The organism is Rothia endophytica (assembly GCF_928381505.1).
GTDB lineage: Bacteria > Actinomycetota > Actinomycetes > Actinomycetales > Micrococcaceae > Rothia > Rothia endophytica_A.
On sequence record NZ_CAKMSJ010000009.1, the window covers coordinates 92,054 to 114,311 of the forward strand.

Genomic DNA, 22,258 nt, shown 5'->3' on the forward strand with positions numbered 1-22,258 from the left:
GCTTTATTCATCTACTGCCGTAGCAGCAGAGAAAATCTTTAGTGGCCTTCTGAGACCGAGCCCTGCAGGTAAACAGCAAGGAGCAGGGTGAAGACGTAGGCCTGGATGCACTGAATCATCAGCTCCAGGAAGAAGAGGAAGATGCCCAGGACACCAGAACCAACCGATGCCAGTGCAGCGAAGCCGCCTGCCTCCATGATGAGGTACTGGGTCAGTGAGGCGGCAACCATAATCGCCAAGTGACCACCGAACATGGTGGCGAAGAGACGGAGAGCATGGGTGGCTGGGCGGATCAACATGTTGGACATGAACTCAATGGGAATGAGGATGACATAGATGACCGGAGGAACACCGGATGGCATAGTCATGTCCTTGAAGAAAGTACCCAGACCTTTTCGCTTAATACCAACACCAACCCAGGTCACATAAGCAATGATCGCCAGTGCGTAGGCTGAGCCTACATGTGACATGGTGGGGAGCTGAATCAGCGGAATGGAACCGTAAAGGTTGTTGACCAGGATGAAGAAGAATGCTGTAAAGAGCAACGGCACGAAGGGCTTATAGGCGTGAGCGCCGATAATTTCTTTCCCCAGGCTGTTGCGTGCCATACCGTAACCCATTTCGCCAATGAACTGGGTGCGGGATGGAACCATGGCACGCTTGCGAGCGGCATACATAAAGAAGCCTGCCACAATTACCACCGACAACATCACCAAGAGCATCTGCTTGCCAAAAGCAAACGAGCCGATCTCGAAGATTGCAGGTAGGTGCATGTCATCAATCGTGGGAGCTTGATAGCCCTGCTGTTCTCCAGCTGCAACAACTAGCCCGTTTGAAATCAAGGCAAGTCCTTTCTTGCTACTTGTCGGCCGCTTGCGCAACCTCATAGGTGTTCAAAGAATCAAAAGTATGTGTGGTCTCTTAGCGAAAAGAGATATTTATTTTTGGTGCGTCTGTCGCATATGGAGGAAGACCAAGTAGACACCGCCAAAGGCGCCAAGAAGAACTCCTGCCCACCGGATCCAAGAGGTTCCAAGTAAGTGGTCCAAGCCATATCCTACCAAACCCCAGACCGCTATGCCGATAATGACGTAGAGAAGCGTCATAAAGGCACCGGCAGTCCCTCCCCCGGCAACCAATTCGCCGGTGGAGCGAAGCTTCTTATCCTGGCTGTACCAGGTGTCCTCATTTTCTTTCAACAGCCGCTCACTTTCCATCAGTCAGTTGCGTCGAAGTACAGCAGTCGTTGCTTGGTGATGACGTACGTTTCAAGCCCCAGCTGCAGAAGAACCGCGATAAGAGCCGCTACCATCATCCAACCGTTCCTGAAACCATCGGGTACAGGAGCGAGAATCAACAGCAGCGTAAAGATAACTACCTTCACAACATAAGCGATAACCAGTGAACGCGCAGCCGATGTCATCGACCACCGCTCCCCTACAAGCACCGTTACGATACTGATCAGGAAACTGAGGTAGACGATACCTACACCGGTTGAAAAGCCACCAGCGCCGTCAAAGCCTTCTGTTATCGCTCCAATAATCGTACCGATAATGGCCAAGATTACAAAAGATAGTGTCACGTAACACAGGATGCGCCACCAGGGCATCTGGCCCACACGCGGGTTACCGAATAGTCGATGCACTTTTAACCTTTCTCAGAGCTGAGGGAAGGGACAGGTACATCGCCAGCAAACACACCACGAGGATTGCTGACCAGATGGCATTCTGAGTTTCAAAGGGTAGAGCCAGAACCGTGATTGCTGTAATGACCAGGGTAAATACTGTTACCAAAGACGCGCTGCCGATATGGCTCAGTCCGCAGTCCGTAAGCTGTTGATAGACGTGGGTGCGGTGGGGTTTGTACCACTGCTCCCCCCTGAGTACTCGCCGCAAGAGAGTTACACCGGTATCAGTCAGATAGACCAGTAGGGGCGCCAGGATGTACTCAAGATAGATTCCCGACAGGAAGGCGCCGATAGCCATTGAAGCGATGGCTCCACCCAGGAAGTAGGACCCTGCGTCCCCGAGAAAAACATTCTTGCCGGTGCGCACGTTCCAGGGCAGGAAAGCAAGGTAGGCTGCGGCTAAGGCGGCGCCGCCTCCTACGAGCCAGGGTGTGGAGTTTACCCAGCCAGCGTAACTGTAGGCCACCCCGACGGCAAGGCCGTGTAGACCTGAAATGCCGTTGATGCCATCCATAAAATTGGTGACATTGATGTAAGCAGCCACAGCGATGACACCCAGCGGTAGCCACCAAATAGGGGTGCCCAGAGCATAGGTGAGACCTAGGGTAACGATGACACCAATCAGCACCTGAGCCCCAGCTCGCACCTTAATGGAGACACCGCGGTAGTCCTCAAGCCAGCCGAGAAGCCCGGCAGATATCATGCCAAAGAGGACGCACAAGGCAACCGAGCGGTCGGTATATATTTGCCCATCGACCAAGACACTAACGTACCCCAAAAGCACTGCTAGCGCCGTTGCTAAACCCATTCCCCGGTAGACCGGAGAAGTATGGGATGAGCGCTCGGTTGGGATGTCTACGAGGTTCCAACGATGCAGAAGCGGCCGTACTGCAAAAGGCAGCAGAAGACCCGCCACGGCAGCTACACCACCGGCTACCAGAATAAGGAGTAAAAGCTCTGAGTTCATGGCTTACTCCCCCTGCCCTGCGTGGTCAGCACGTTCATACCCTCTGTGCTCCCGGTAGTTTCTGAACCAGAGAGCGTAGTCCAGCTCGCTGGGTGCTTGTACGGGCGCCTTGGCATGTAGGATATAAGGATTAAGCTCGCTTCGGCGGGCCTCTTCACCCGCACCGAAAAGCACTTCGTCCTTTTTCTCACCGGGACGAAGCCCGATAATGTCAATCTCGACATCGTAGCGCTCGTACATACGGCGCATGTGCTCAGCAATCTTGAGGATTGATACCGGCTTCCCCATATCGAGCACCAGCACTTCACCGCTATCACCGATATGGCCGGCCAGCATGACTAAGAGACAGGCGTCCGAGATGAGCATAAAAAAACGGGTGGCTTCTTCGTGGGTGACCGTAATGGGCCCACCATCCTGTATTTGCTGTGTAAAGAGAGGTTTGATGGAACCTCTAGAGCCAAAGACATTACCGAAGCGTACCGACACATATTTCTTGCCGGTTTGCTGCCCATACCAACTGGTCAGCATCTCAGCTGTTCGCTTGGACTGGCCTAAAGCAGTAGTAGGATCAGCAGCTTTATCTGTTGAAACGTTGACAAAAACTTCAACGTCTACTTCAGATGCAGCTTTGAGAACATTCCCGGTGCCCAGGGCATTAGTTTTGTAGGCTTCCTTAGGGTAAGCCTCCAGAGCTGACACATGCTTTAGTGCCGCAGCATGAAATACAACCTGAGGTTGACGTTCAAGAAAAACCGCCATGATGGCGTCCGCATCGCGTACATCAGCTAGCACAATGGAGCGATCATCAAGACTAGAAAGCCCGGTCAGGGAGTATTTTGTATCCATGAGCAGGGATTCATCGCGGTCCAGCATCATCAGTTCAGCTGGAGCGTACTTACTCAGTTGCCGGCAGAGCTCAGAGCCAATCGAGCCACCGGCTCCCGTCACCAGGACCCGTTTACCCTCAACGTAGGAGGCAATAGCGTCCCGATCAATCTGGTAATCGATTTTTCCGCGGATGTTCTCTAGAAGGAAGCGGTCATCGTTAGCCAGCTCCTCCCCCTTGATACCCGAGATGTCAGGAATAGCAGAAGTGATGCGGAGAGTTTCTACGCCCAGTTCTTTCATCGCCTGGGTGACCCTCACCAGACGGCGCTCTGAGATGTTCTCCCCAATAGCGATGAGCACCTTGCCAACGTGCAGACGCTTGACCAGCTGCGGGAGGTCAGCACTTTCACCGGCGACATGCACCGAATGAATCCGCGCATTTCTCATCGACGGATCATCATCGACAATGGCTACCGGTCGGTACTTAGATTTGGGGTCCGACATGAGATTAGAAACCACGTTTCGCCCCAGGAAGCCCGCGCCAAAAACAATCACCGGCTCAGAGCTATCCAAATCAGGCCGGTTAGTGTGGTCCTCATACATGCGTTTGACGTAACGCAGCCCCATCATCAGCAAAATAGCGATGGGGAAGGCAATAACTACCACAGAACGCGGAACACCAATATGGCGGGCAAACAGTAGCAGAACAAACTGGATGGTAATGACGTTGGCAACCGCTAGAGGATAGAGAATGCGACCTTCATGGAAGCTGCCGTAAGAGTAGCGATCACGGTAGAGCCCAGCGCAGAGACCAAAACCCAGCTGCAATACCACGGCTAATGAAGCGACAAGAGCTAAACCGCTACCGTCGATCTGCCTAATATCAAGGCCGTATCGGAGAATAAAGGCTACGGGAAGGGCGACCAGCCAGGCTACAGAGTCAAGCCCCATCTGAACGTACTTCCACCAAGTTTTGCGCTCATAGGTGTTGGGGAGCACGGGCATGCTGGCTGTTTGCAGGGATGCTTCTTTAGCCACGGTCTCCCTCTCGCTGAACTACTGCTATTTTGCCGCGCGTCACCGCTCTAAAAATCTTTTTCCGAACATCTTCTGGAACGAAACGGTAGACGGAACGAACGGTGATGTTTCGTGCCCACTGAAGTTTTGATAAAGCTCCACCGTTATAGAGTCTGCGCTGCACTTCGTAATCCTTGGAAAAAGCAGCAAGCCCTCCACGCCGAGCGTAGGCTTCAGTGACCCGGTAGGCGACCAGGGGCTCCTGGACGTTGCCAAAGATGAAGCCGGCTTTATTCATGCGCACCCACAGCCAGTAATCTTCTGCCCCGGGAACTTCGGTGTAGCTCCCCACGGCAAGAACCGCTGATTTCCTGAAGACAACGGTGGGGTGCAGCATAGGGTTGCGGGTTGCAAATGTACTGCTGATAGTCCGGGGGTGGGAAGGTGCCGACCGCACAGACTCCACCACTTCTGGATCGGTAAGGAACTCGTTCATCGCTGATCCAACAACATCGTAGGTGCAGTTGGCTACCAGAGGGATTTGAACGTCAAACCGGTGAGGCAGCGAAATGTCATCAGCATCAGCCCGAGCCACAATATCGTGGGTGCAGGCGTCCAGACCTTCACGCAAAGCGGCGGCTAAACCGAAATTCTGCGGTAGGGCAAGACGCTTAACTGGCATAGACGCTGAGACTTCAAATTCATCGAGCACAGCCGAGAGTTCAGCAGGAAGAGGCCCATCTTCAACCAGAACCACTTCATCAGGGCGCAGCTCCTGCGCTTCTGTATTAGACAGCAGGGCATCTTTAAGCTGGTGTGCTTTATCTTTGGCGTACACACTCATGAGCAGGCTGAAAGCAGCACTATCAGACCGGTCACTTCTCTGCCTTTGAGAGGATGTAACGGTTTCCAGGTCATAGACACCAGCCAGCACCTGGTCGTTACTGCGGTAGCCGCGGGCGGCGTCCCGCACTCCCTTGAGAAAGTAACCGGTATAAATCTTCTTGTCGGTGGTGCGGAGTAGGGTGCTAGCCCACAACCTGGCGGTTGAACCACCGTAGAGCAGCTTCTCTAGTGGGCTCAGCGTGCGCCGTGCACAGAAAACCCAGAGCTTGTTGCGTACATCGTTGTAAAAGCGGGGCCCTGGATTGGCGTCGGTAGTACCAAAAGTTTTGGTGTGGTGCAGAGCCACCGATTTTTCGGTAGCTATAGCATTACCATGATGGGCAAGGCGAGTGGTGTACTCGAAGTCATCATTCCAAATGAAGAAATCAGCCAGAGGCAGCTCGGTGGCCCGCATAGCTGCAGCATCGAGCAGAACGGATACGAAGGACGCCGAGCGGATGGGACGGGCTCCCACAGCTGCCGCTTTCTGGGTGCGCTCCTGACCGGCTGCGAACATAGTACGCATGGTGTTCATGGGATGGTCGCGTCCGTCATCCCACACCACCTTCGAAGCTACAAAGACGGGGCGTTCGCTTCGAACAGGTGAGTAATCCACCCAGGCTCGATAGGCCTCGCTCAGGGTATTGGCGGTCGGTTCAGTGTCATCGTCCATCACCCATACTAGATCCGCGTCATGGCGTGCCAAAGCTCGGTCAATCCCTACCGCAAAACCTCCGGCACCGCCCACGTTCTTAGGTAAATGCACGATATCGGTGTCTAGCCCGTAGCTCAGTGAGTCAAGGTAGTCGCCAGTGCCGTCTGTCGATGCGTTGTTGATAATCACCACGGCATGCGGCACCAGTTGACCGGACGCTATTCCAGCTAAAGTTTGGGGAAGCAAGTCTAGACGGTTGTAGGTAACAACCACCGCCACAATGCGTTCTGAGCGAGCAGCCTGTGCTGCTGTGGGTTCACCGGGAGAAACCATTGAAACCTGCTTAATCCTTTCAGCGGGTGGTAGCCTGTTCAAGCTGTGCGGCAGAAACACCGCATAATCTTCTAAAGTTTACCTAACTTCTAGCTTAAACCATTTACAGCCAGCCGGTGAGCGCAGAAGATACCGGCTTTTCTCAGGGTTGCTTACGGGGTTTTAGCGGCACTGTATGACACCCTAGAGGTAAACCCGCACAGGTGCGGGAGCTTATTTGAACTGATGGGACATACTATGGCAGATACTTCCTGGAAAATCATTGGCGCGAGTGGGTTTGTTGGCTCATCTATTCTGGCTAGGCTGACGGCTGAGGGCCTCACGGTTGATGCAATCGAGGCTCCCCGGCTAGTCACCCGTGAAACAAACCCCCAACAGCTAATTCGCGACGCCCGCAAGCTAGAAGGCATCATTGACTCCCTTGCAGATTCCTTCGCCGGCTGCGATGTGGTCATCAATGCCTCCGGACTAGCAGCCCCAGATCAGGAGGATTTAGCACCCCTACTCGGTGCCAACGCCCTGCTGCCAGCCGTTATCGCTATCGCAGCTCAGCGTACCGGGGTTCGCCGACTTATCCACATGAGTTCAGCCGCTGTGCTTGGCCCGGTTCCCGTGCTCACAGACACCCCAGACACAGACCCCTTCTCTGCATACTCCTTCTCCAAAGCGCTGGGCGAAGAAGTGCTGCTAGGCTTGCGTTCATTCATTGAAGAAAAAGCAGCCCAGGGAACAGCACCAGGATCTGCTGAATCGCAGTTCCCAGCAGCTCCCTCCTACGCACCTGCCCAGGTAGCCCGCCACCACGCCCTCGAAATTTGCATACTGCGAGCAACCAGCGTTCAAGGGCAGGGCCGCCGCACCACCCAGGCTTTCGCTAAGATTGCCTCTTCCCCCCTAGCCTCCGTCGCCGGGAACGGGCAGCACCGCACCCCCGTCTCATCAAACTACGCCCTAGCAGAGTTCACCGCCATGGTGGGAGCCTTTGACGGCGAACTGCCCCCCATCGTCCTTCAGCCCTGGGAGTCAGCCACCACTGAATCAGTGCTCATCGACGCCGGACGACGCCGCCCTCTGCACCTTCCTGAAAAGCTCTGCCGCACCCTGCTCAGCGCCGGCTACAAAGCCTCAGACTATGCAGGTGACAGACTGACCGGCCCCGTGCGCCGTCTCGAAGTCATGTGGTTCGGTCAGGACGTCGATGACAGCTGGGCACGCACCAACGGTCTCATTCCTACCGCCCGCGTTTCGGAAGTGCTGCGCACTGCCCACAGTTCACTCGGCAAAAAATCAGACCGCCGCTTCGCAGACTAAGCCTTTAGATAGGTCAAAAGAGAACTCCGACCAGCATGGTAATGGCGAGCTGACCCTCTCGCCCGGCTCGCTAGCGCTCGCTAGGCGATTCATGCCAGCCCCATGCCAGCTCGCCATTACCATGCTGGTCTGCGTAAAAACATACAGCTACCTGACACCAGGACAGAAAAAAAGGGGGACCCACGAGGTCTCCCTTTTCATCAGAAAATCTAGCTGGCCGAGTGAGACTTAACCTGCCTGTTCCTCAGACTCAGTGCCTTCGGGCAGTTCTGTTCCGCTAGCCGAAAGCACCTCGGCTGCCACCGGTGCCGCACCAAAGACTAGGTTCCTTGCAGCATCTACGGAGTAGGGTTTAGCGCTATCACGCACTACCTTCGTCTCAGGAGTCTGAGCATGAGAAACACGTCGCTGGTCTATACCAGCAACCGATGAGGTACCCACCAAGCCGGCAGCAACGGTTCCGCTCTCAGGTGCCGGTGCACGCCGAGCCAGCGGCTCTGCGTCAGCAGCAGCCTCGGGTGCATCATATTCAGTTTGCTCCATGGCCTCTTGGGTTTCGTTAGCCACCGCCTGTGCTTCACGTGCTGCCTGCTCCTGGGCCTCTACTTCAGCACGAGTCATGAGGTTGGGTACCACCTCACGTAGCCGCTCTGCCGAAATTGCGCCCTCGCGCACGACGACCAAGCGGTCAGAGGTACAGTCAACAATGGTAGAGGGCAGAACAGAGGCAGCATCAAACCCTTCGCCTCGTTCGAGCGGCCTGGGGCCACCATCGAAGATCACCTCGACATCATTGCCCAGCTGTTCCATCGCTTCTTCAGCGGTCGTAGCTGCCGGGCGTCCGGTCTTATTAGCTGAAGAGACAGCGAGCGGGCCAAGGTTACGCAGAAGTTCAATAGCCGTGGGGTCATTCGGTACGCGCAGAGCAACCGTCCCCTGGGTCTCCCCCAGGTCCCAGTTCAGCGAAGGCTGAGCATAGAAAATCAGGGTCAGCGCACCGGGCCAGAACTCAGCGGCCAGCGCCGCGGCGTCCTCAGATACACCGTCTGCCAGGCCAGGGAGCACCGACTGGTTAAAGATCAAAACGGGCGGTGGCATCTGACGGCTACGACCCTTGGCTGCCAGGAGTGCAGAAACCCCCTCAACGGAGAAAGCGTCAGCAGCGATTCCATAGACCGTATCGGTGGGAATCACCACGGTCTTATGAGAGCTAATCGCTGCTTTGGCAGTCTCAACCGCCTCGCGGCGGGAGGTCTCATCGGTGGTAGTAACAATGCTTGCGTTCACGCTCATTATTCTTTCACACTTGTAGGGGCAGGCAAGGGCTTATAGCCGCTGGTATGACGCGGTTCACCGGCAAAGTCATCTATTGATTCTATACCCTCAAAACCGGCCCGTTTGAAGGCAGTTACCATGAGTTCCCGCTGAGTTTCAGCATGTTCAATGATGAAATAGCCCCCCGGAATGAGCAGGTCAAAAGCTCGCGCGGTGATGGCTCGGGGCATTGTCATGCCGTCCTCCCCACCACCATACAGGGCTAGGTTGGGGTCATGGTCCCGCACCTCTGGATCCTTCGGCACAGCACCATCGGGAATATAAGGTGGGTTGGAGGCCACAACAGTCACCTGCCCCAGCAGTTCTGGCAGAGCAGTCAGCGCGTCCCCCTGCACCAGGTGAACACCGTGCTCAGCCAGATTGCGCTGCGCCCAGGCAGCAGCCTCCGAGGAAAGCTCAATGGCGTGGACGCTGGCACCCGGCAGTTCTGCCGCCAAGCTAGCAGCAATGGCGCCGGAGCCGGTGCAAAGATCCACAACTACCCCGGCACTCCCCTGGTTAACCAGTGAGTGGTAGGCAGTCTTGGCATGCTCAACCAGCAGTTCGGTTTCAGGTCGCGGCACGAAAACTCCGGGGCCGACGCTGAGCGTTAGCCCGCGGAAGTGCGCCTGACCCGTCAAATGCTGCAGAGGTACTCTGTCCCCACGCAAGTTGATGAGATCTTCAAAGCCTTCGGGAACCGCAGATCCCATCAGCGCTAAAGCCTGAACCCGGCCACGAGATACCGGCTCTTTCCCGAACTTTTCCAGCAGGAAGGCAACCAAGAGCTCAGCGTCCACCTGGCCAGATTCAACACCGCAGTTCTGCAGGTATACGCCAGCCCGGCGAAGGGCTGTTGCCAGCTCTTCACCGGGCTGCAGTGAAAACTCACCCACGGTTTACTTTCCCTGGCCCAGCTTCTCTAGGCGGGCTGCCTCGTCCATCTCGATGGCGGACTGGATCACAGCTTCAAGGTCACCGTTAATCACGGCGTCCAGGTTGTAGGACTTGTAACCGGTGCGGTGATCCGCAATGCGGTTTTCGGGGAAGTTATAGGTGCGGATACGCTCTGAGCGATCCATGGTACGCACCTGGGAGTGACGCTTTTCAGCGTTTTCAGCGTCAATCTGCTCCTGCTGCCACGCCAACAGGCGGGCGCGCAGCACGCGCATAGCGGCTTCACGGTTCTGAATCTGTGACTTCTCGTTCTGCATTGCAACCACGATGCCGGTAGGCAGGTGGGTAATACGGACTGCAGAGTCGGTAGTGTTCACCGACTGGCCACCGGGGCCTGATGAACGGTAGACATCGATTTTCAGATCGTTCTGGCTGATCTCGATTTCCTCGGGCTCATCGACCTCGGGGAAGACCAGCACACCAGCAGCTGAGGTGTGAATACGTCCCTGAGATTCGGTCGCGGGAACGCGCTGGACGCGGTGAACGCCGCCCTCGTACTTCAGGTGAGCCCACACGCCCTCTGCCGGGTCGGTGGAGTTAGTCTTGATCGCGACCTGGGCGTCCTTGTAACCGCCCACATCGGTGCTCTGTGCCGAAATCATTTCGGTCTTCCAGCCCTTGGACTCGGCATAGCGCATGTACATGCGCAGCAGGTCAGCAGCAAAGAGGGATGCCTCGTCGCCGCCTTCACCGCCCTTAACTTCAAGGATGACGTTGCGCCCGTCGTCCGGGTCGCGGGGAATCAGCAGACGGCGCAGCTTCTCTTCTGCTGCCGGTAGCTGTGCTTCTAGTTCCTTAACCTCTGCTGCGAAGTCTTCATCTTCAGCTGCCATTTCACGGGCCGCTTCGATATCATCGCGCAGGGTATTGACGCGCTTGTGGGCCTCAACGATACCGTTGAGTTCGGCATAGCGTCGCCCCAGTTTGCGGGCCTTGCCCTGGTCAGCGTGCACTGCGGGGTCAGCCAGTTGCTTCTGCAGGTCTGTGTGCTCATCGAGCAGACCCTGGATTGAGTCAATCACGTCTCTTGTGCCTTTATCTTGATGGCGCCCGGTGCCCGGGCGCAAAAAATTTGATGGTTAAGCGGCTGAGCACCACCCCGCATTTGGGGTGGTGCTATCGCTCGGTTACTCTGAGTGGCCCAGGCCGCTCTTGGCAACGGTAAGCAGGAACTCAACGTTAGAGCCGGTCTCGCGCAGCTTGGAGAGCAGGACAGAGAGTGACTGCTCAGGGTCCATGCCAGCCAGTACGCGGCGTAGGCGCCACATAATCTTGATTTCGTCAGCCGAAAGCAGGTTCTCTTCGCGGCGGGTGCTTGAGGCGTTCAGGTCGATGGCGGGGAAGATACGCTTGTCAGCGAGCTGACGTGAGAGGCGCAGTTCCATGTTGCCGGTGCCCTTAAATTCCTCGAAGATGACCTCGTCCATCTTTGAACCGGTCTCAACCAGAGCAGTAGCCAGAATGGTGAGTGAGCCACCCTCTTCAATATTGCGGGCAGCGCCGAAGAAACGCTTGGGCGGGTAGAGCGCAGCGGCATCAACACCACCGGAGAGGATACGGCCTGAAGCAGGAGCTGCCAGGTTGTAGGCACGGCCCAGGCGGGTCATGGAGTCCAGCAGAACCACAACGTCACGGCCCTGTTCCACCAAACGCTTGGCACGCTCAATGGCTAGTTCAGCCACAGTGGTGTGGTCATCTGCGGGGCGGTCAAAGGTTGAGGCAATAACCTCACCGTTGACGGTACGCTGCATGTCGGTGACTTCTTCGGGGCGTTCGTCCACCAGAACCATCATGAGATGAACCTCAGGGTTATTGGTGGTGATTGCGTTGGCGATGGACTGCAGCATCAAGGTTTTACCGGCCTTGGGCGGTGCAACAATCAGACCACGCTGACCCTTACCGATGGGGGCGATAAGGTCAATGACGCGGGTTGAAATCTTCTTAGCGTCAGTTTCCAGACGCAGACGCTCGTTGGGGTAGAGCGGGGTGAGCTTATTGAACTCACGGCGGCCCTTAGCCTCTTCGGGAGTCATACCGTTGATGCTGGTCAGCTGCACCAGGGCGTTGAACTTCTGGCGGCTGCTGTTATCGTTCTCGCGGGGAGCGCGAATGGTACCGACCACGGCGTCGCCCTTACGCATACCGTAGCGCTTGACCTGGGCCAAGGATACGTAGACATCGTTGGTGCCGGGCAGGTAGCCGGAGGTGCGCACAAAAGCGTAGTTATCGAGCACATCAAGGACGCCAGCTACAGGGACCAGCACGTCATCTTCGGTAATCTCAGGCTCATCGAAGTCACGGCGGTTGCCTCGACGGTCGCGGCGTTCGTTCTGGCGGTCGCGGCGGTTTTTGCGAGCGTTGCGGCGGTCTTCGTCGGGGCCATTGTTAGAGGAACGTTCTGACCGGTTATCGTGGTCTGAGCGGTCGTTCTTTGAAGAACGGTCGTTACGGTCTGAACGGTCGTTACGGTCGCGGCGGTTGTTCTTGCGGTCCCCGCGGTCTGAGCGGTTCTCGCGATCGGACTTCTCACCGTTGTCGTCAGAGGATTCGGTTGCAGCAGTCTCGTTCTTTTCGCCCGCTTCCTGGTTGCCCGAGGCCTCATTCTCAGGGCGGCCACGGCGGCGATCGTTGCGGTTACGAGTGCGGGTGCGCTTGGTGCCGTTTTCGCCGTCAACCTCATCAGACTTCTGGTTCTTTTGCTCGGCTAAGGCGTTCTTCTCAGATTCAACGGCGTCCAGCGCTGCTTCTACAGCTTCCAGGCCGGGGGTCTCAGCCTGGGGTGCACCTGCGCTGCTTGCGCGGCGGTTGCCGCGCCGCTTGGCACCTGTGGTCTCTTCAGTCTTTTGCTCAGCGGGAACCTCTGAAGTTTCAGCAGTAGCTTCAGACTTAGCCGAGGTCTTACGGGTGCGGGTGCGATTGGGCTTCTCTTCTGCTGCCGCAGTCTCTGCATTTGCGTCTTCAGTCTTAGCTGCAGTTTTGCGGGTGCGTTTGGGCTTTTCCTCATTAGCAGGTGCTTCGGCACGATCAGCGACTGCTCCGCCACGCTGATGAGAGGTAATAGCCTCAACCAAATCGGACTTGCGCATACGGCGAGCGCCGGTGATGCCCAGCTGTGAGGCGAGGGACTGGAGTTGAGCTAGTTTGAGGGTGCTCAGGCTGGGAGCTTTATTGTCAGCCGCGTTTGCGGTCTCCGTACCTGCGGTGAGGTCGGTAGTTTCTGCCACGAAGATTCCTTCTTTCGAAATGCGTTTGGTTTCGCGGGGCGGGTAGGTCGGGCTGCCTCAGATTGGCTGGCCCTTGCCCCGTGGGTGCGGTAGACACGGTGCTCTCGTCAGCACTGGTGGGGCTATCGCTGGGGCGTTGACTGCTCAGCTAAGCGCACGGCTGCGCGCTTGGAGCAGAGAAACACTGGTTTTCGGTGGTCCGAGAGTGTTAGGGAACGGTAGAGGTACGGGCTTCACGCGGCTCTAAACCGTGGGTAAGAAGAAAGCAGGGCTTCATGCCCTGGGGCATGAAAGCTCTTAGGCTTTATCCTTCATGTGTAAGCATAACACCTTCTGTGTCGATATCAACGGGCAGCACGCGCCAGCTGATAGGTGAGCCTTCATACTCGCTGATAGCCGGTGTGCTGGTGAGTCTTTCAATGGCGTCAAGGACGCTAGCGCGTTCTTCCTTGCCATTAGCTAGCACCATGACGGTGGGGCCGGCGCCCGAGATGACGGCTGCGTAGCCTTGGCCTCGCAGAGCCGAGACCAGTGCTGCACTGGGTTTCATGGCGACCGCGCGGTAGGGCTGGTGTAGCAGGTCAGAGGTGGCAGGTAGCAGGAAGTCCGGGTAGGTAGAAACGGCCTGGGTAAGTAGCGCTGCTCTGCCCGAGTTGGTTGCCGCTTCGCGGTGCGGCACGGTGTCAGGGATGAGGCCACGGGCAATCTTGGTAGGTACCTCATAGTTAGGAATGGCGACAACAGGCAGCACCCGTTCATGAGCTGCGATGGGCAAAGAGTGCCAGCCGGCGTCGTCCCCGTAAGACACCACCAGCTTGCCGTACAGGGAGGGGGCCACGTTGTCCGGGTGACCTTCCATGCCCGAGCAAATCTGGAGTACAGCATCATCGTCCAGGCGCAGCTCTTCAGGCAGCAGACCGTTAGCCGCGGTTACCCCGGCTACGATTGCGGACGCAGAAGAGCCCATACCCCGTGAATGCGGGATGCGGTTGTGAGCCTTAATGTGCAGGCCGGGTAACTCCAGCAGCCCCACTGCCTTCCAGGCTGTCTGCATCGCCTTGACGACCAAATGGCTAGCATCCTGAGGCACCTGGTCGGCACCCTCACCGGTCAGTTCAAAGGTGAGCCCAGAATCTGTGCGGGTAACGGTCAGGTCATCGTAGTGAGCTAGTGCCAGACCCAAGGAATCATAGCCCGGGCCAAGGTTGGCAGAGGAAGCCGGTACCCTCACAGTAACCGTGCAGCCCACAGGAATGACATCGGGTGAAAGCGCCGGTTCGTTAGAGCCGTCAATCATAGGAAGGTTCATCGTCAGGGTGCTCCTGGTAGTAGTAGCTGAATCTTAGCCTTCAACGCGGATAACGGAGGTAATCTCGTTGACGGTATCAAGAGCGTCCACTACCGCCATGGTTTTGCGCAGGTTGGAGTCAGTAGCCCGGTGGGTCACGATACGAATAATCGCGTGCGCGGTTTCACCGTCACGCTTCTTGGTCTGACGCATGGTTTCAATTGAGACACCGTGCTCGGCAAAGATACGGGCGATGTTAGCGAGCACGCCAAGCTTGTCCTCCACCACGATACCCACCGAGTAGCGGCAAACAACGGCGCTCATGCCGGTAGCCGACAGATCAGCGTAGGAGGATTCGGGAACGCCAGGGCCACCCAGCACCAGGCGGCGGGAGAGGGAAACAAAGTCACCCAAAACGGCTGACGCGGTGGGGGCTCCACCGGCACCGGGGCCGTAGAACATCAGCTCACCGGCATTATCAGCCTGCACAAAGACAGCATTGAAAGCGCCGTGAACGTTTGCAAGCGGGTGATCTACAGGCACCAGGGTAGGGTTGACTCGGATGTTGACCCCATCGCCGTCCCTTTCGCAGACTGCCAGCAGCTTGATGACATACCCATCGGCTTCTGCAGCCTGCACATCATCAGCGGTAATGGAGGTAATGCCTTCGCAGTGAACATCATCAATAGTGAAATCTGAGTGGAAAGCCAGGGAGGCGACAATTGCAGCCTTGGACGCCGCGTCGTGCCCCTCAACATCAGCGGTGGGGTCAGCCTCGGCGTAGCCCAGACGCTGGGCCTCAGCCAGGGCGTCCTCAAACTGAGCGCCGGTGGTGTGCATCTGGTCAAGGATGTAGTTGGTGGTACCGTTCATGATGCCCAGCACGCGGGTCACGCGGTCACCTGCCAAGGAATCACGCAGGGGGCGCAGAATCGGGATAGCGCCAGCAACAGCCGCCTCATAGGACAGCTGCGCACCGCTCTTAGCGGCAGCACCAGCGAGTTCCACACCGTGCTTAGCCAGCAGAGCCTTGTTACCCGAGACAACCGACTTACCTGCCTTCAGAGCGCGCAAGATACGCTCGCGGGCAGGCTCGATGCCACCGGTCAGCTCAATCACCACATCAGCCGCGTCAATCAGCGCTTCAGCATCGGTGGTGTAGAGCGAAGGATCAGCAGAGTAGTGACGTTTAGCTGAGGTGTCGCGGACCGCAATACCAATCAGCTCAATCTGCGCGCCAATGCGATCGCTCAGCACCTGAGCATCTTCGGTGAGCATACGAGCTACCTGAGAGCCGACGTTACCGGCACCCAGTAGGGCAACTTTAATGGACGGGACGGAGCTCATAGGCTTCTCTCCTGAAATTGGTTTCACACTTAGACTAGCCCGAGGTCACGGGCCAACATATCTTCTTCGGTTTCACGTCGCACGATAGCACGAGGAGCCCTAGCTCCAGAGGTAGCAATCACCGGCGGACGGGTGAGGTAGTTGTAATTAGAGCTCATGACGTGGTTGTAGGCTCCAGTACCAGGCACCGCCAAGATGTCTCCCGCAGCCAGGTCAGCAGGCAGGTAGCAGTACCGAATCACGATATCGCCTGATTCACAGTGCTTACCCACCACGCGGCTCAGAATCTGCTCCCCGACAGGTTCCCTGTTAGCCAGGGTCACCGCGTAGTCGGACTCGTAGAGGACGGGGCGGGGGTTATCGCTCATACCGCCGTCCACCGAAACGTAGCGACGCACGCGGGTGTCCCCGTTCTCGTCTTCAATCGCCACATTCTTGATGGTGCCTACGGTGTAGAGGGTGATACCGGAGGGGCCAGAAATGGACCGACCTGGCTCGAAGGACAGGTGGGGTATGGGCATACCGACGTTGGCGCAAGTCTTAGAGACCATGTCTGCAAGTTCGGTGGCAATTTCAGCGGAGCCGCGCGGGGCGTCCTGCTCGGTATAACCGATGCCGTAGCCGCCGCCCAGGTCGATTTCAGGAAGCACAAACCCAAAGCGTTCGTTGAGCTGCTGCATATAGGTCAGCACCTTCTGGGCAGCGGCACCAAAGCCATCTGCCTCAAAAATCTGCGAACCGATGTGGCAGTGCAAGCCGCGTAAATCAATGCTCTCAGCGCGGTGGGCCAGAGCAACAGCCACGGTCGCGTAAGCGTCTTCAGCGATAATACCCAGTTCATCTAGCTCCGCCACGGTAAGGCCAGCTAAAGGAGCCGTGCCCGCTGCCATGGACTGCCCAAACTTCTGATCCTCGTGCGCGGTGGCGATGAAGTCATGCGTTGAGGCATGGACGCCGGGGGTTACGCGCAGCATCACAGGAGCGACAAGGCCCATCTCTGCGGCGATGCTGGCAATCATCTGAACCTCGGGGACCGAGTCAGCCACGATGCGCCCTACCCCGTAGTCCAGGGCTCGGCGAATCTCAGCAACCGATTTGTTGTTACCGTGCAGGGCGATACGCTCCCCCGGCACGCCGGCACGCTGGGCAAGAGCAAGCTCGCCGCCCGATGCGGTGTCTAGGTAGAGCCCCTCTTCTTGTGCCCACTTTGCTACGGCGGTGGTCAGGAAAGATTTACCGGCATAGTAGACCGAAACTTCTGCCCCGTGCGCCGCAAAAGCGGTTTCAAACGCCGAGCGGAACTCGCTGGCACGGGAACGGAAAGTGTCTTCTGAAAAAACGTAGGCAGGGGTTTGGAAATCTTGGACCAGGGTAGAAACCGGCGTGCCATCGACGGTCAGCTCACCGCTTTCAGCCCGTTTGAACGAAGGCATCCAGATACTACGCGGAAGGTCAGCAGGCTGCTGCGGGTAGGTCAGCCAGCTGGGGGCAAAGAGAGCAGGTTCGGCGCCCATATTACATTTTCTCCGGAGCTGAAACACCCAGCAGGCCCAGGCCGTTGGCCAGCACCTGGCGGGTTGCGTTATTCAGCAGCAGGCGGGTGCGATGCAGGTCGGTGACCTCTTCTTCACCCTTGGGAGCCACAGGTGAGACGCCGTACCAGCGGTGGTAGGCACCGGCCAAGGTTTCCAGGTAGCGGGCAACGCGGTGGGGTTCGCGGAAGTCAGCTGCTTCTTTGACGGCACCGGCGAACTGACCCAAAGCTGCCAGCAGCGCTGAATCAGCCTCGGTGCTCAGCTGAGCAACATCGTAAGAATCAGTGGTAACACCGGCAAGTTCTGCGTTGCGTGCCAGTCCGCAGGTGCGGGCATGGGCGTACTGAACGTAGAAGACCGGGTTCTCGTTGGACTGCTTGGTTAGCAGGTCCAGGTCAATGTCAATGTTGGAATCTACCGAGTAGCGGGTCAGCGAGTAGCGAGCAGCGTCCACGCCTACAATCTCGACCAGGTCTTCCATGGTGACTACGGTACCGGCGCGTTTAGACATACGCACGGGTTTGCCGTCCTTGACCAGGTTAACCATCTGGCCAATCATGACCTCCACCATATCGGGGTCATCGCCCAGGGCTGCAGCTGCTGCCTTGAGGCGTGCCACATAGCCGTGGTGGTCAGCACCCAGCATGTAGATGGCGAGGTCAGCAGGGTTTTCGGCGCGCTTAGTCTTGTCCTGGAAGTAGGCAATATCGCCAGCAATGTAGGCAGCGTTGCCGTCTGACTTGATGACCACGCGGTCCTTATCATCACCGAAATCGGTGGACTTCAGCCACCAGGCACCGTCCTTGAAGTAAAGGTTCTCAGATTCTTTGAGCTTCTCTAGCAGCTCGGCAACCTTGCCGTCCTCGAAGAGGGAGTTCTCGTGGAAGTAAACATCGAAGTCTACGTGGAACTCGTGCAAGGACTGCTTGATTTCCTCGAACATGAGCTCAACACCCACTGAGCGGAAGACCTCCTGGGGGTCCTCAGCATTCAGCGCCTCGGGGTTGGACGCCAGAACACGGTTAGCGATGTCGGTAATGTACTCGCCGCCGTAGCCGTCCTCAGGAGCTGCCTCACCCTTGGCACGAGCCAGCAGAGACCTAGCGAAGCGGTCAATCTGGTTGCCGTGGTCGTTGAAGTAGTATTCACGCACAATCTTGGCGCCCTGGGCTTCCAGAATACGGGCCAGGGAGTCGCCAACAGCTGCCCAGCGAGTACCACCCAGGTGGATAGGGCCGGTGGGGTTAGCAGAAACGAACTCAAGGTTAATGGTCTTGCCAGACAGCCCCTCCGTGGTGCCGAAGGCTGAACCCTGCTCAAGAATGGTCACAGCAAGCTCACCGGCAGCAGCGGCATCCAGCACAATATTGAGGAAGCCGGGGCCAGCGATATCAACGCTGGATACACCCTTAATCTCGCCAATACGGCCTGCCAGGACCTGCGCCACCTCGCGGGGGCTACGCCCAACCTTCTTAGAAATTTGCAGGGCGATGTTGGTAGCCCAGTCACCGTGGTCACGGTTCTTGGGGCGCTCTACGCGCACGGCAGGAAGGGCCGCCCCTTCCTGGAGGGTGAGGTCACCGGCGGCTAGGGCTTCTGCGAGTACGCCATCAATGGCTTGTGAGAGTTCTTCGGGAGTCATAGGGCAAGTTTACCGAATATACCCACCTCAACGCACTTAGCCCGATTAGAACTATGCCACCAACATCTGCTATATTCTTCTGTGTTGCCCTGCTTGTTAGGGCAGTTGCCTCTGTAGCTCAGTGGATTAGAGCACCAGTTTCCGGTACTGGGGGTCGAAGGTTCGAATCCTTTCAGGGGCACTTTTTTATGCCCAAAAACAGGCAGGACTCGCCCCCCAATCCATCACTAGGAACCCGCAGGACTACCCACACACCCTCCGAGAGCATCAAACAAACCCACCCTGCGGGGAGCAGCACAGGATGCCCCATCAGGCCCTCCATCTGGCCGAGCCTCCCAGCAGGCACCCTAGCAGGCTTCGCACTTCTTGACCTTTCAGGAGAAAAAGGCAAGGAAACCTCCTGTAGCGGGCCAAAAGATTGGCATACTTGTGACCTAACAGCCCCAAAAGAACCATTCAATGTCGAAGGAGTCTGCATGGAAACCGGCTTCTACACCCAGGCCCAGGTTAATTCCCAAAGCTACGACTTCTACCCCGCCACTTCGCCCGCCGCTCCCCTCCTGATCTATATTCACGGTGGGGCCTGGCGCTTTGGGGATAAGTCAGTAGTCAGCTTCAGCGACACCGGTACCCACCACCTCCGGGAGGCCTTCGCCGCCGCAGGGCTTGCCGTGGCCTCCATCAACTACAGGCTCTCCCACGAAGCCCTCTTCCCGGCTCAGATTAACGACGTGAAGGCAGCCATCCGCTACTTTAGGGCTGGTGCAGACAGGTTTGGGATTAACCCAGCGCGTATTGTGGTCGCCGGTTCATCTGCCGGTGGTCACCTGGCCATGCTGGCCGCCGCCACATCTGGACTGAACCAGCCCTACCTTGAGGGAGCTGAGAATAAGGCAGTCTCTAGCGAGGTTGCGGCGGCGGTTAGTATCTACGGAGTGTCCGACCTCCGCACCATCTTTGAGGACCGGCCTCTCTGCGGCCAGCCCCTAGCCCACAAGGACGATGACGGAGCCGAGTGGCGGCTTCTGGGCAGTACCTACCCGGCACCTGCCGGAAGTGTTGCCGAGGTGAATTGGGCTCATGCCCACCCCATCGACTACTACCGCACCGGGACTGATGCTGCCCCCACCTACCTTGTGCACGGCACGGCAGACGGCTGTGTACCCTACATCCAGTCCCAGCGGGTTTTTGACACCCTCACCGACCGGGGCGTGGACAGCCGCCTAGTGCTGGCGGAAGGGGCCGACCATGCCGACCCTCTCTGCTACCGGGATGAGGTACTAGCCCCGATGGTGGATTGGGCCCTCAGCCGCATCGGCTAGGCACCATGTCACTAGAACTCCGCCAGGGTTTAGTTCCCTGCCCTAAAGCTTTTTAGCGACCACTAGCTCAACCTCAAAGCCCTCCTGGTTCACCAGGTAGAGGGCAGTATGCCCTTCGCCCCCTGCATGAGGGTATTTCTCGGCGTAGAGCTCTTGCCAGCCGTGGGCCCCCGCAAGGCTGCGAATCTTCTCCAGGGCTGGGAAACTGGAACAGTTAAGGGCCAGGTGATTCATGCCGGGGTTACAACGGTTGAGCCCGCCCACGGTGTCAGGGGACTCTTCAAGGACGATATAGCTACCGTCCTGAGCCACCCAGCTCATGCCCTGCTCCCAGCGGTTGCCAGCCCGCAAACCTATCTCCTGCAAGAGCCAGTCCCAGCCGGGGTAGGCAGCAGAATAATCAGCAGTCCACAGTTCTAGGTGGTGCACGGCCGCTTGTGTTCCAGCCTGCGCTAGACCTGAGTCTGTTGCCAGCCGCCCCGCCACCACGGCATCAATGGCTTCACCGCGAATCAGGAATTTTTCACGCTCCACTCCCTCAACGCTAAAGCCCGCATACCTAGCAATAGCTCCCGAAGCCGGATTATTGGTCCGATACCCCAATTCCAGACGACGGAGGCCGGGCGACGCTTCAGCGGCAAGAAGCCCGGTATCCAGCTCCCGGCCGCCCGGCAGACTCACGCTGGCAGGCACCCCGTGCCCCAGGACCCAGTCACAGACAGCCCTGACGGCAGTTCGGGTAACCCCCTGCCCTCGCAGGGTGAGGGAGGACCAATAGCTCACCCAGCCACGGTCATAATGAACGCTATCCATATCCCGCATGAAAGCAACAGAAACACACCCAGCAATCGCCCCGTCCAGCTCAATAGCCCATTCGCTCCTACCCGTTGCCGGAAGAAGATGCCTTTCCAAGCAGTCGCTAGCATCCTCAACCGTAGCAATAGGCGGTAACTGCCGGTCCAGGTCAGGGGTTGCCCGGTAAATCTCAAAAAGACGGGCAGAGTCAGTAACTGCCCAGGGGCGTAGGCGGATGTTGGAGGAAGTACCCATGATGCTCCTTAGGTTTTTCTCGACATCATTCTAAATCTCCCAACCCAGACTCCAGATAGTTGATTATAAGAATCATTATCATTTACTATTGCCTGGGGCAGCCCTATCCGGCGCTCGCCTTCCTTCCTCCGGCCAGGGCCCACCCCTGCCCGTCCCGTCCTCTCCAGGAAAGACCCACCATGCCCACCCTCCGAAAGGTCACACTGCTCTGCCTCGCCCTAGTCCTCGGCCTCCTTGGCCTTCCCCTAGCCCAGGCCGCAGACAACCGCATCGAAATCTACAAGGACCACACCGACGGCTTCTACGTCGTCACCACCAGCGGCACACCCGTCGTCAAGGTAGCCAACGGCATCCACAACACCCTCTACGACCCCAACGACGTCATCTTCGTCATTGACTCCTCCACCTACGGCAAGGACTACGCCTTCCCGGGCCTAGACCGCAACTCCTCCGAGGGCTACTACACCGCAAGCTGGGACGCCGAACACTACTTCGAACCGGGCTGGAATGCCCCCGGCTACCGCGACAACGGCTTCAAAGAAATCCGCATCGAATTCACCCAAGCAACAGGCCCGGCACCCTTCGCCATCTTCGGCAACGACCCCCTCAATGAAGAGGACGAAAACGCCACCGCCCCCTTCCTCAAAGACGGCCGCTACTATGTTGAGGCAGGAACCACCCTGCCCATCCTGGGCCACACCCACGCCCACTGGTACTTTGAGCAGGCGGGCACCTACACCATGAGCGGCTACGCCGTAGGGGTGCGGGAGGACGGCACTGAGGTTGCCTCCCAGCCCTTTACCGAGATGTTCCGGGTCGAAAAACACGAGGAAGATACCCGGCCCGACCAGGCTCCAATCCCCCTACTCCCCCCCGACGCCCCCCCCCCCACCCCC

The 22,258-nt window shown here is 57.6% G+C and carries 18 protein-coding genes and 1 tRNA gene; 4 read left to right on the forward strand and 15 right to left on the reverse strand.

Going from position 1 to position 22,258, the window contains the following annotated elements; all coding sequences use genetic code 11:
* Positions 1-38: 38 nt before the first annotated feature.
* The 6 genes from atpB to L6990_RS10325 all read right to left on the reverse strand — a co-directional run bounded on the left by atpB (position 39) and on the right by L6990_RS10325 (position 6,372).
* Entirely contained in the window at positions 39-842 is an 804-nt protein-coding gene (atpB, locus tag L6990_RS10300; protein WP_237204037.1) for a F0F1 ATP synthase subunit A, read from the reverse strand.
* Between the two features lie 96 nt (positions 843-938).
* Complete coding sequence (locus L6990_RS10305) at positions 939-1,199, reverse strand: hypothetical protein (protein ID WP_237204038.1); 261 nt, start codon at positions 1,197-1,199, stop codon at positions 939-941.
* Positions 1,200-1,216: 17 nt separating this feature from the next.
* Positions 1,217-1,582: a hypothetical protein gene (locus L6990_RS10310; RefSeq protein ID WP_237204039.1), complete on the reverse strand. Its 366-nt coding sequence runs from the start codon at positions 1,580-1,582 to the stop codon at positions 1,217-1,219.
* Between the two features lie 43 nt (positions 1,583-1,625).
* Positions 1,626-2,654 carry an MraY family glycosyltransferase gene (locus L6990_RS10315; protein ID WP_237204040.1) on the reverse strand — a complete coding sequence of 343 codons (1,029 nt, stop codon included), beginning with the start codon at positions 2,652-2,654 and terminating at the stop codon, positions 1,626-1,628.
* 3 nt (positions 2,655-2,657) lie between these two features.
* A complete protein-coding gene (locus L6990_RS10320; RefSeq protein WP_237204041.1) occupies positions 2,658-4,520 on the reverse strand; it encodes a nucleoside-diphosphate sugar epimerase/dehydratase in 1,863 nt (620 codons plus the stop codon).
* On the reverse strand, positions 4,513-6,372 hold the full coding sequence (locus tag L6990_RS10325; protein ID WP_237204042.1) for a glycosyltransferase: 1,860 nt from the start codon (positions 6,370-6,372) through the stop codon (positions 4,513-4,515). The genes L6990_RS10320 and L6990_RS10325 overlap by 8 nt, the downstream gene beginning before the upstream one ends.
* Positions 6,373-6,609: 237 nt before the next feature.
* Between L6990_RS10325 and L6990_RS10330 the strand changes: the two genes are divergently transcribed.
* Positions 6,610-7,683, forward strand: a complete 1,074-nt coding sequence (locus tag L6990_RS10330; RefSeq protein WP_237204043.1) for an NAD-dependent epimerase/dehydratase family protein — start codon at positions 6,610-6,612, stop codon at positions 7,681-7,683.
* Positions 7,684-7,911: 228 nt separating this feature from the next.
* Here the strand turns inward: L6990_RS10330 and L6990_RS10335 are convergent, their stop codons facing one another.
* From L6990_RS10335 to argS, 8 genes are all read right to left on the reverse strand, one after another.
* Positions 7,912-8,976, reverse strand: a complete 1,065-nt coding sequence (locus tag L6990_RS10335; protein ID WP_440480503.1) for an L-threonylcarbamoyladenylate synthase — start codon at positions 8,974-8,976, stop codon at positions 7,912-7,914.
* Positions 8,976-9,893, reverse strand: a complete 918-nt coding sequence (prmC, locus tag L6990_RS10340; protein ID WP_237204045.1) for a peptide chain release factor N(5)-glutamine methyltransferase — start codon at positions 9,891-9,893, stop codon at positions 8,976-8,978. Before prmC ends, L6990_RS10335 begins: the two co-directional genes overlap by 1 nt.
* A gap of 3 nt (positions 9,894-9,896) precedes the next feature.
* A complete protein-coding gene (gene prfA / locus L6990_RS10345; RefSeq protein ID WP_237204046.1) occupies positions 9,897-10,976 on the reverse strand; it encodes a peptide chain release factor 1 in 1,080 nt (359 codons plus the stop codon).
* Positions 10,977-11,081: 105 nt separating this feature from the next.
* Positions 11,082-13,178 carry a transcription termination factor Rho gene (rho, locus tag L6990_RS10350; protein ID WP_237204047.1) on the reverse strand — a complete coding sequence of 699 codons (2,097 nt, stop codon included), beginning with the start codon at positions 13,176-13,178 and terminating at the stop codon, positions 11,082-11,084.
* A gap of 304 nt (positions 13,179-13,482) precedes the next feature.
* Positions 13,483-14,487, reverse strand: a complete 1,005-nt coding sequence (thrB, locus tag L6990_RS10355) for a homoserine kinase (RefSeq protein ID WP_237204048.1) — start codon at positions 14,485-14,487, stop codon at positions 13,483-13,485.
* A 33-nt stretch (positions 14,488-14,520) separates the two neighbouring features.
* Positions 14,521-15,813, reverse strand: coding sequence for a homoserine dehydrogenase (locus tag L6990_RS10360; RefSeq protein ID WP_237204049.1), 1,293 nt, complete (start codon positions 15,811-15,813; stop codon positions 14,521-14,523).
* 29 nt (positions 15,814-15,842) lie between these two features.
* Entirely contained in the window at positions 15,843-17,327 is a 1,485-nt protein-coding gene (locus tag L6990_RS10365; protein ID WP_237204050.1) for a diaminopimelate decarboxylase family protein, read from the reverse strand.
* Between the two features lies 1 nt (position 17,328).
* Positions 17,329-18,990, reverse strand: a complete 1,662-nt coding sequence (gene argS, locus L6990_RS10370) for an arginine--tRNA ligase (RefSeq protein ID WP_237204051.1) — start codon at positions 18,988-18,990, stop codon at positions 17,329-17,331.
* Positions 18,991-19,097: 107 nt separating this feature from the next.
* Between argS and L6990_RS10375 the strand changes: the two genes are divergently transcribed.
* Together L6990_RS10375 and L6990_RS10380 are read left to right on the forward strand one after the other, a co-directional pair.
* Positions 19,098-19,171: transfer RNA gene (locus L6990_RS10375), tRNA-Arg, on the forward strand.
* Between the two features lie 295 nt (positions 19,172-19,466).
* Positions 19,467-20,312: an alpha/beta hydrolase gene (locus tag L6990_RS10380; protein WP_237204052.1), complete on the forward strand. Its 846-nt coding sequence runs from the start codon at positions 19,467-19,469 to the stop codon at positions 20,310-20,312.
* 42 nt (positions 20,313-20,354) lie between these two features.
* Here L6990_RS10380 and L6990_RS10385 read toward each other — a convergent pair whose 3' ends face one another.
* Entirely contained in the window at positions 20,355-21,362 is a 1,008-nt protein-coding gene (locus L6990_RS10385) for a GNAT family N-acetyltransferase (protein WP_237204053.1), read from the reverse strand.
* A 179-nt stretch (positions 21,363-21,541) separates the two neighbouring features.
* On the opposite strand from L6990_RS10385, the gene L6990_RS10390 reads away from it, so the two are divergent.
* Positions 21,542-22,258 (forward strand): choice-of-anchor M domain-containing protein (locus L6990_RS10390; RefSeq protein ID WP_237204054.1); only part of this gene is annotated, 717 nt, incomplete at its 3' end.

Bases quoted from the DNA above. Each gene is read 5' to 3' on its own strand.
- L6990_RS10315 (WP_237204040.1), bottom strand. From the start codon at position 2,654: ATGAACTCAGAGCTTTTACTCCTTATTCTGGTAGCCGGTGGTGTAGCT.
- L6990_RS10325 (WP_237204042.1), bottom strand. From the start codon at position 6,372: ATGGTTTCTCCCGGTGAACCCACAGCAGCACAGGCTGCTCGCTCAGAA.
- L6990_RS10330 (WP_237204043.1), top strand. From the start codon at position 6,610: ATGGCAGATACTTCCTGGAAAATCATTGGCGCGAGTGGGTTTGTTGGC.
- L6990_RS10335 (WP_440480503.1), bottom strand. From the start codon at position 8,976: ATGAGCGTGAACGCAAGCATTGTTACTACCACCGATGAGACCTCCCGC.
- thrB (WP_237204048.1), bottom strand. From the start codon at position 14,487: ATGAACCTTCCTATGATTGACGGCTCTAACGAACCGGCGCTTTCACCC.
- L6990_RS10360 (WP_237204049.1), bottom strand. From the start codon at position 15,813: ATGAGCTCCGTCCCGTCCATTAAAGTTGCCCTACTGGGTGCCGGTAAC.
- L6990_RS10365 (WP_237204050.1), bottom strand. From the start codon at position 17,327: ATGGGCGCCGAACCTGCTCTCTTTGCCCCCAGCTGGCTGACCTACCCG.
- argS (WP_237204051.1), bottom strand. From the start codon at position 18,990: ATGACTCCCGAAGAACTCTCACAAGCCATTGATGGCGTACTCGCAGAA.
- L6990_RS10380 (WP_237204052.1), top strand. From the start codon at position 19,467: ATGGAAACCGGCTTCTACACCCAGGCCCAGGTTAATTCCCAAAGCTAC.
- L6990_RS10385 (WP_237204053.1), bottom strand. From the start codon at position 21,362: ATGGGTACTTCCTCCAACATCCGCCTACGCCCCTGGGCAGTTACTGAC.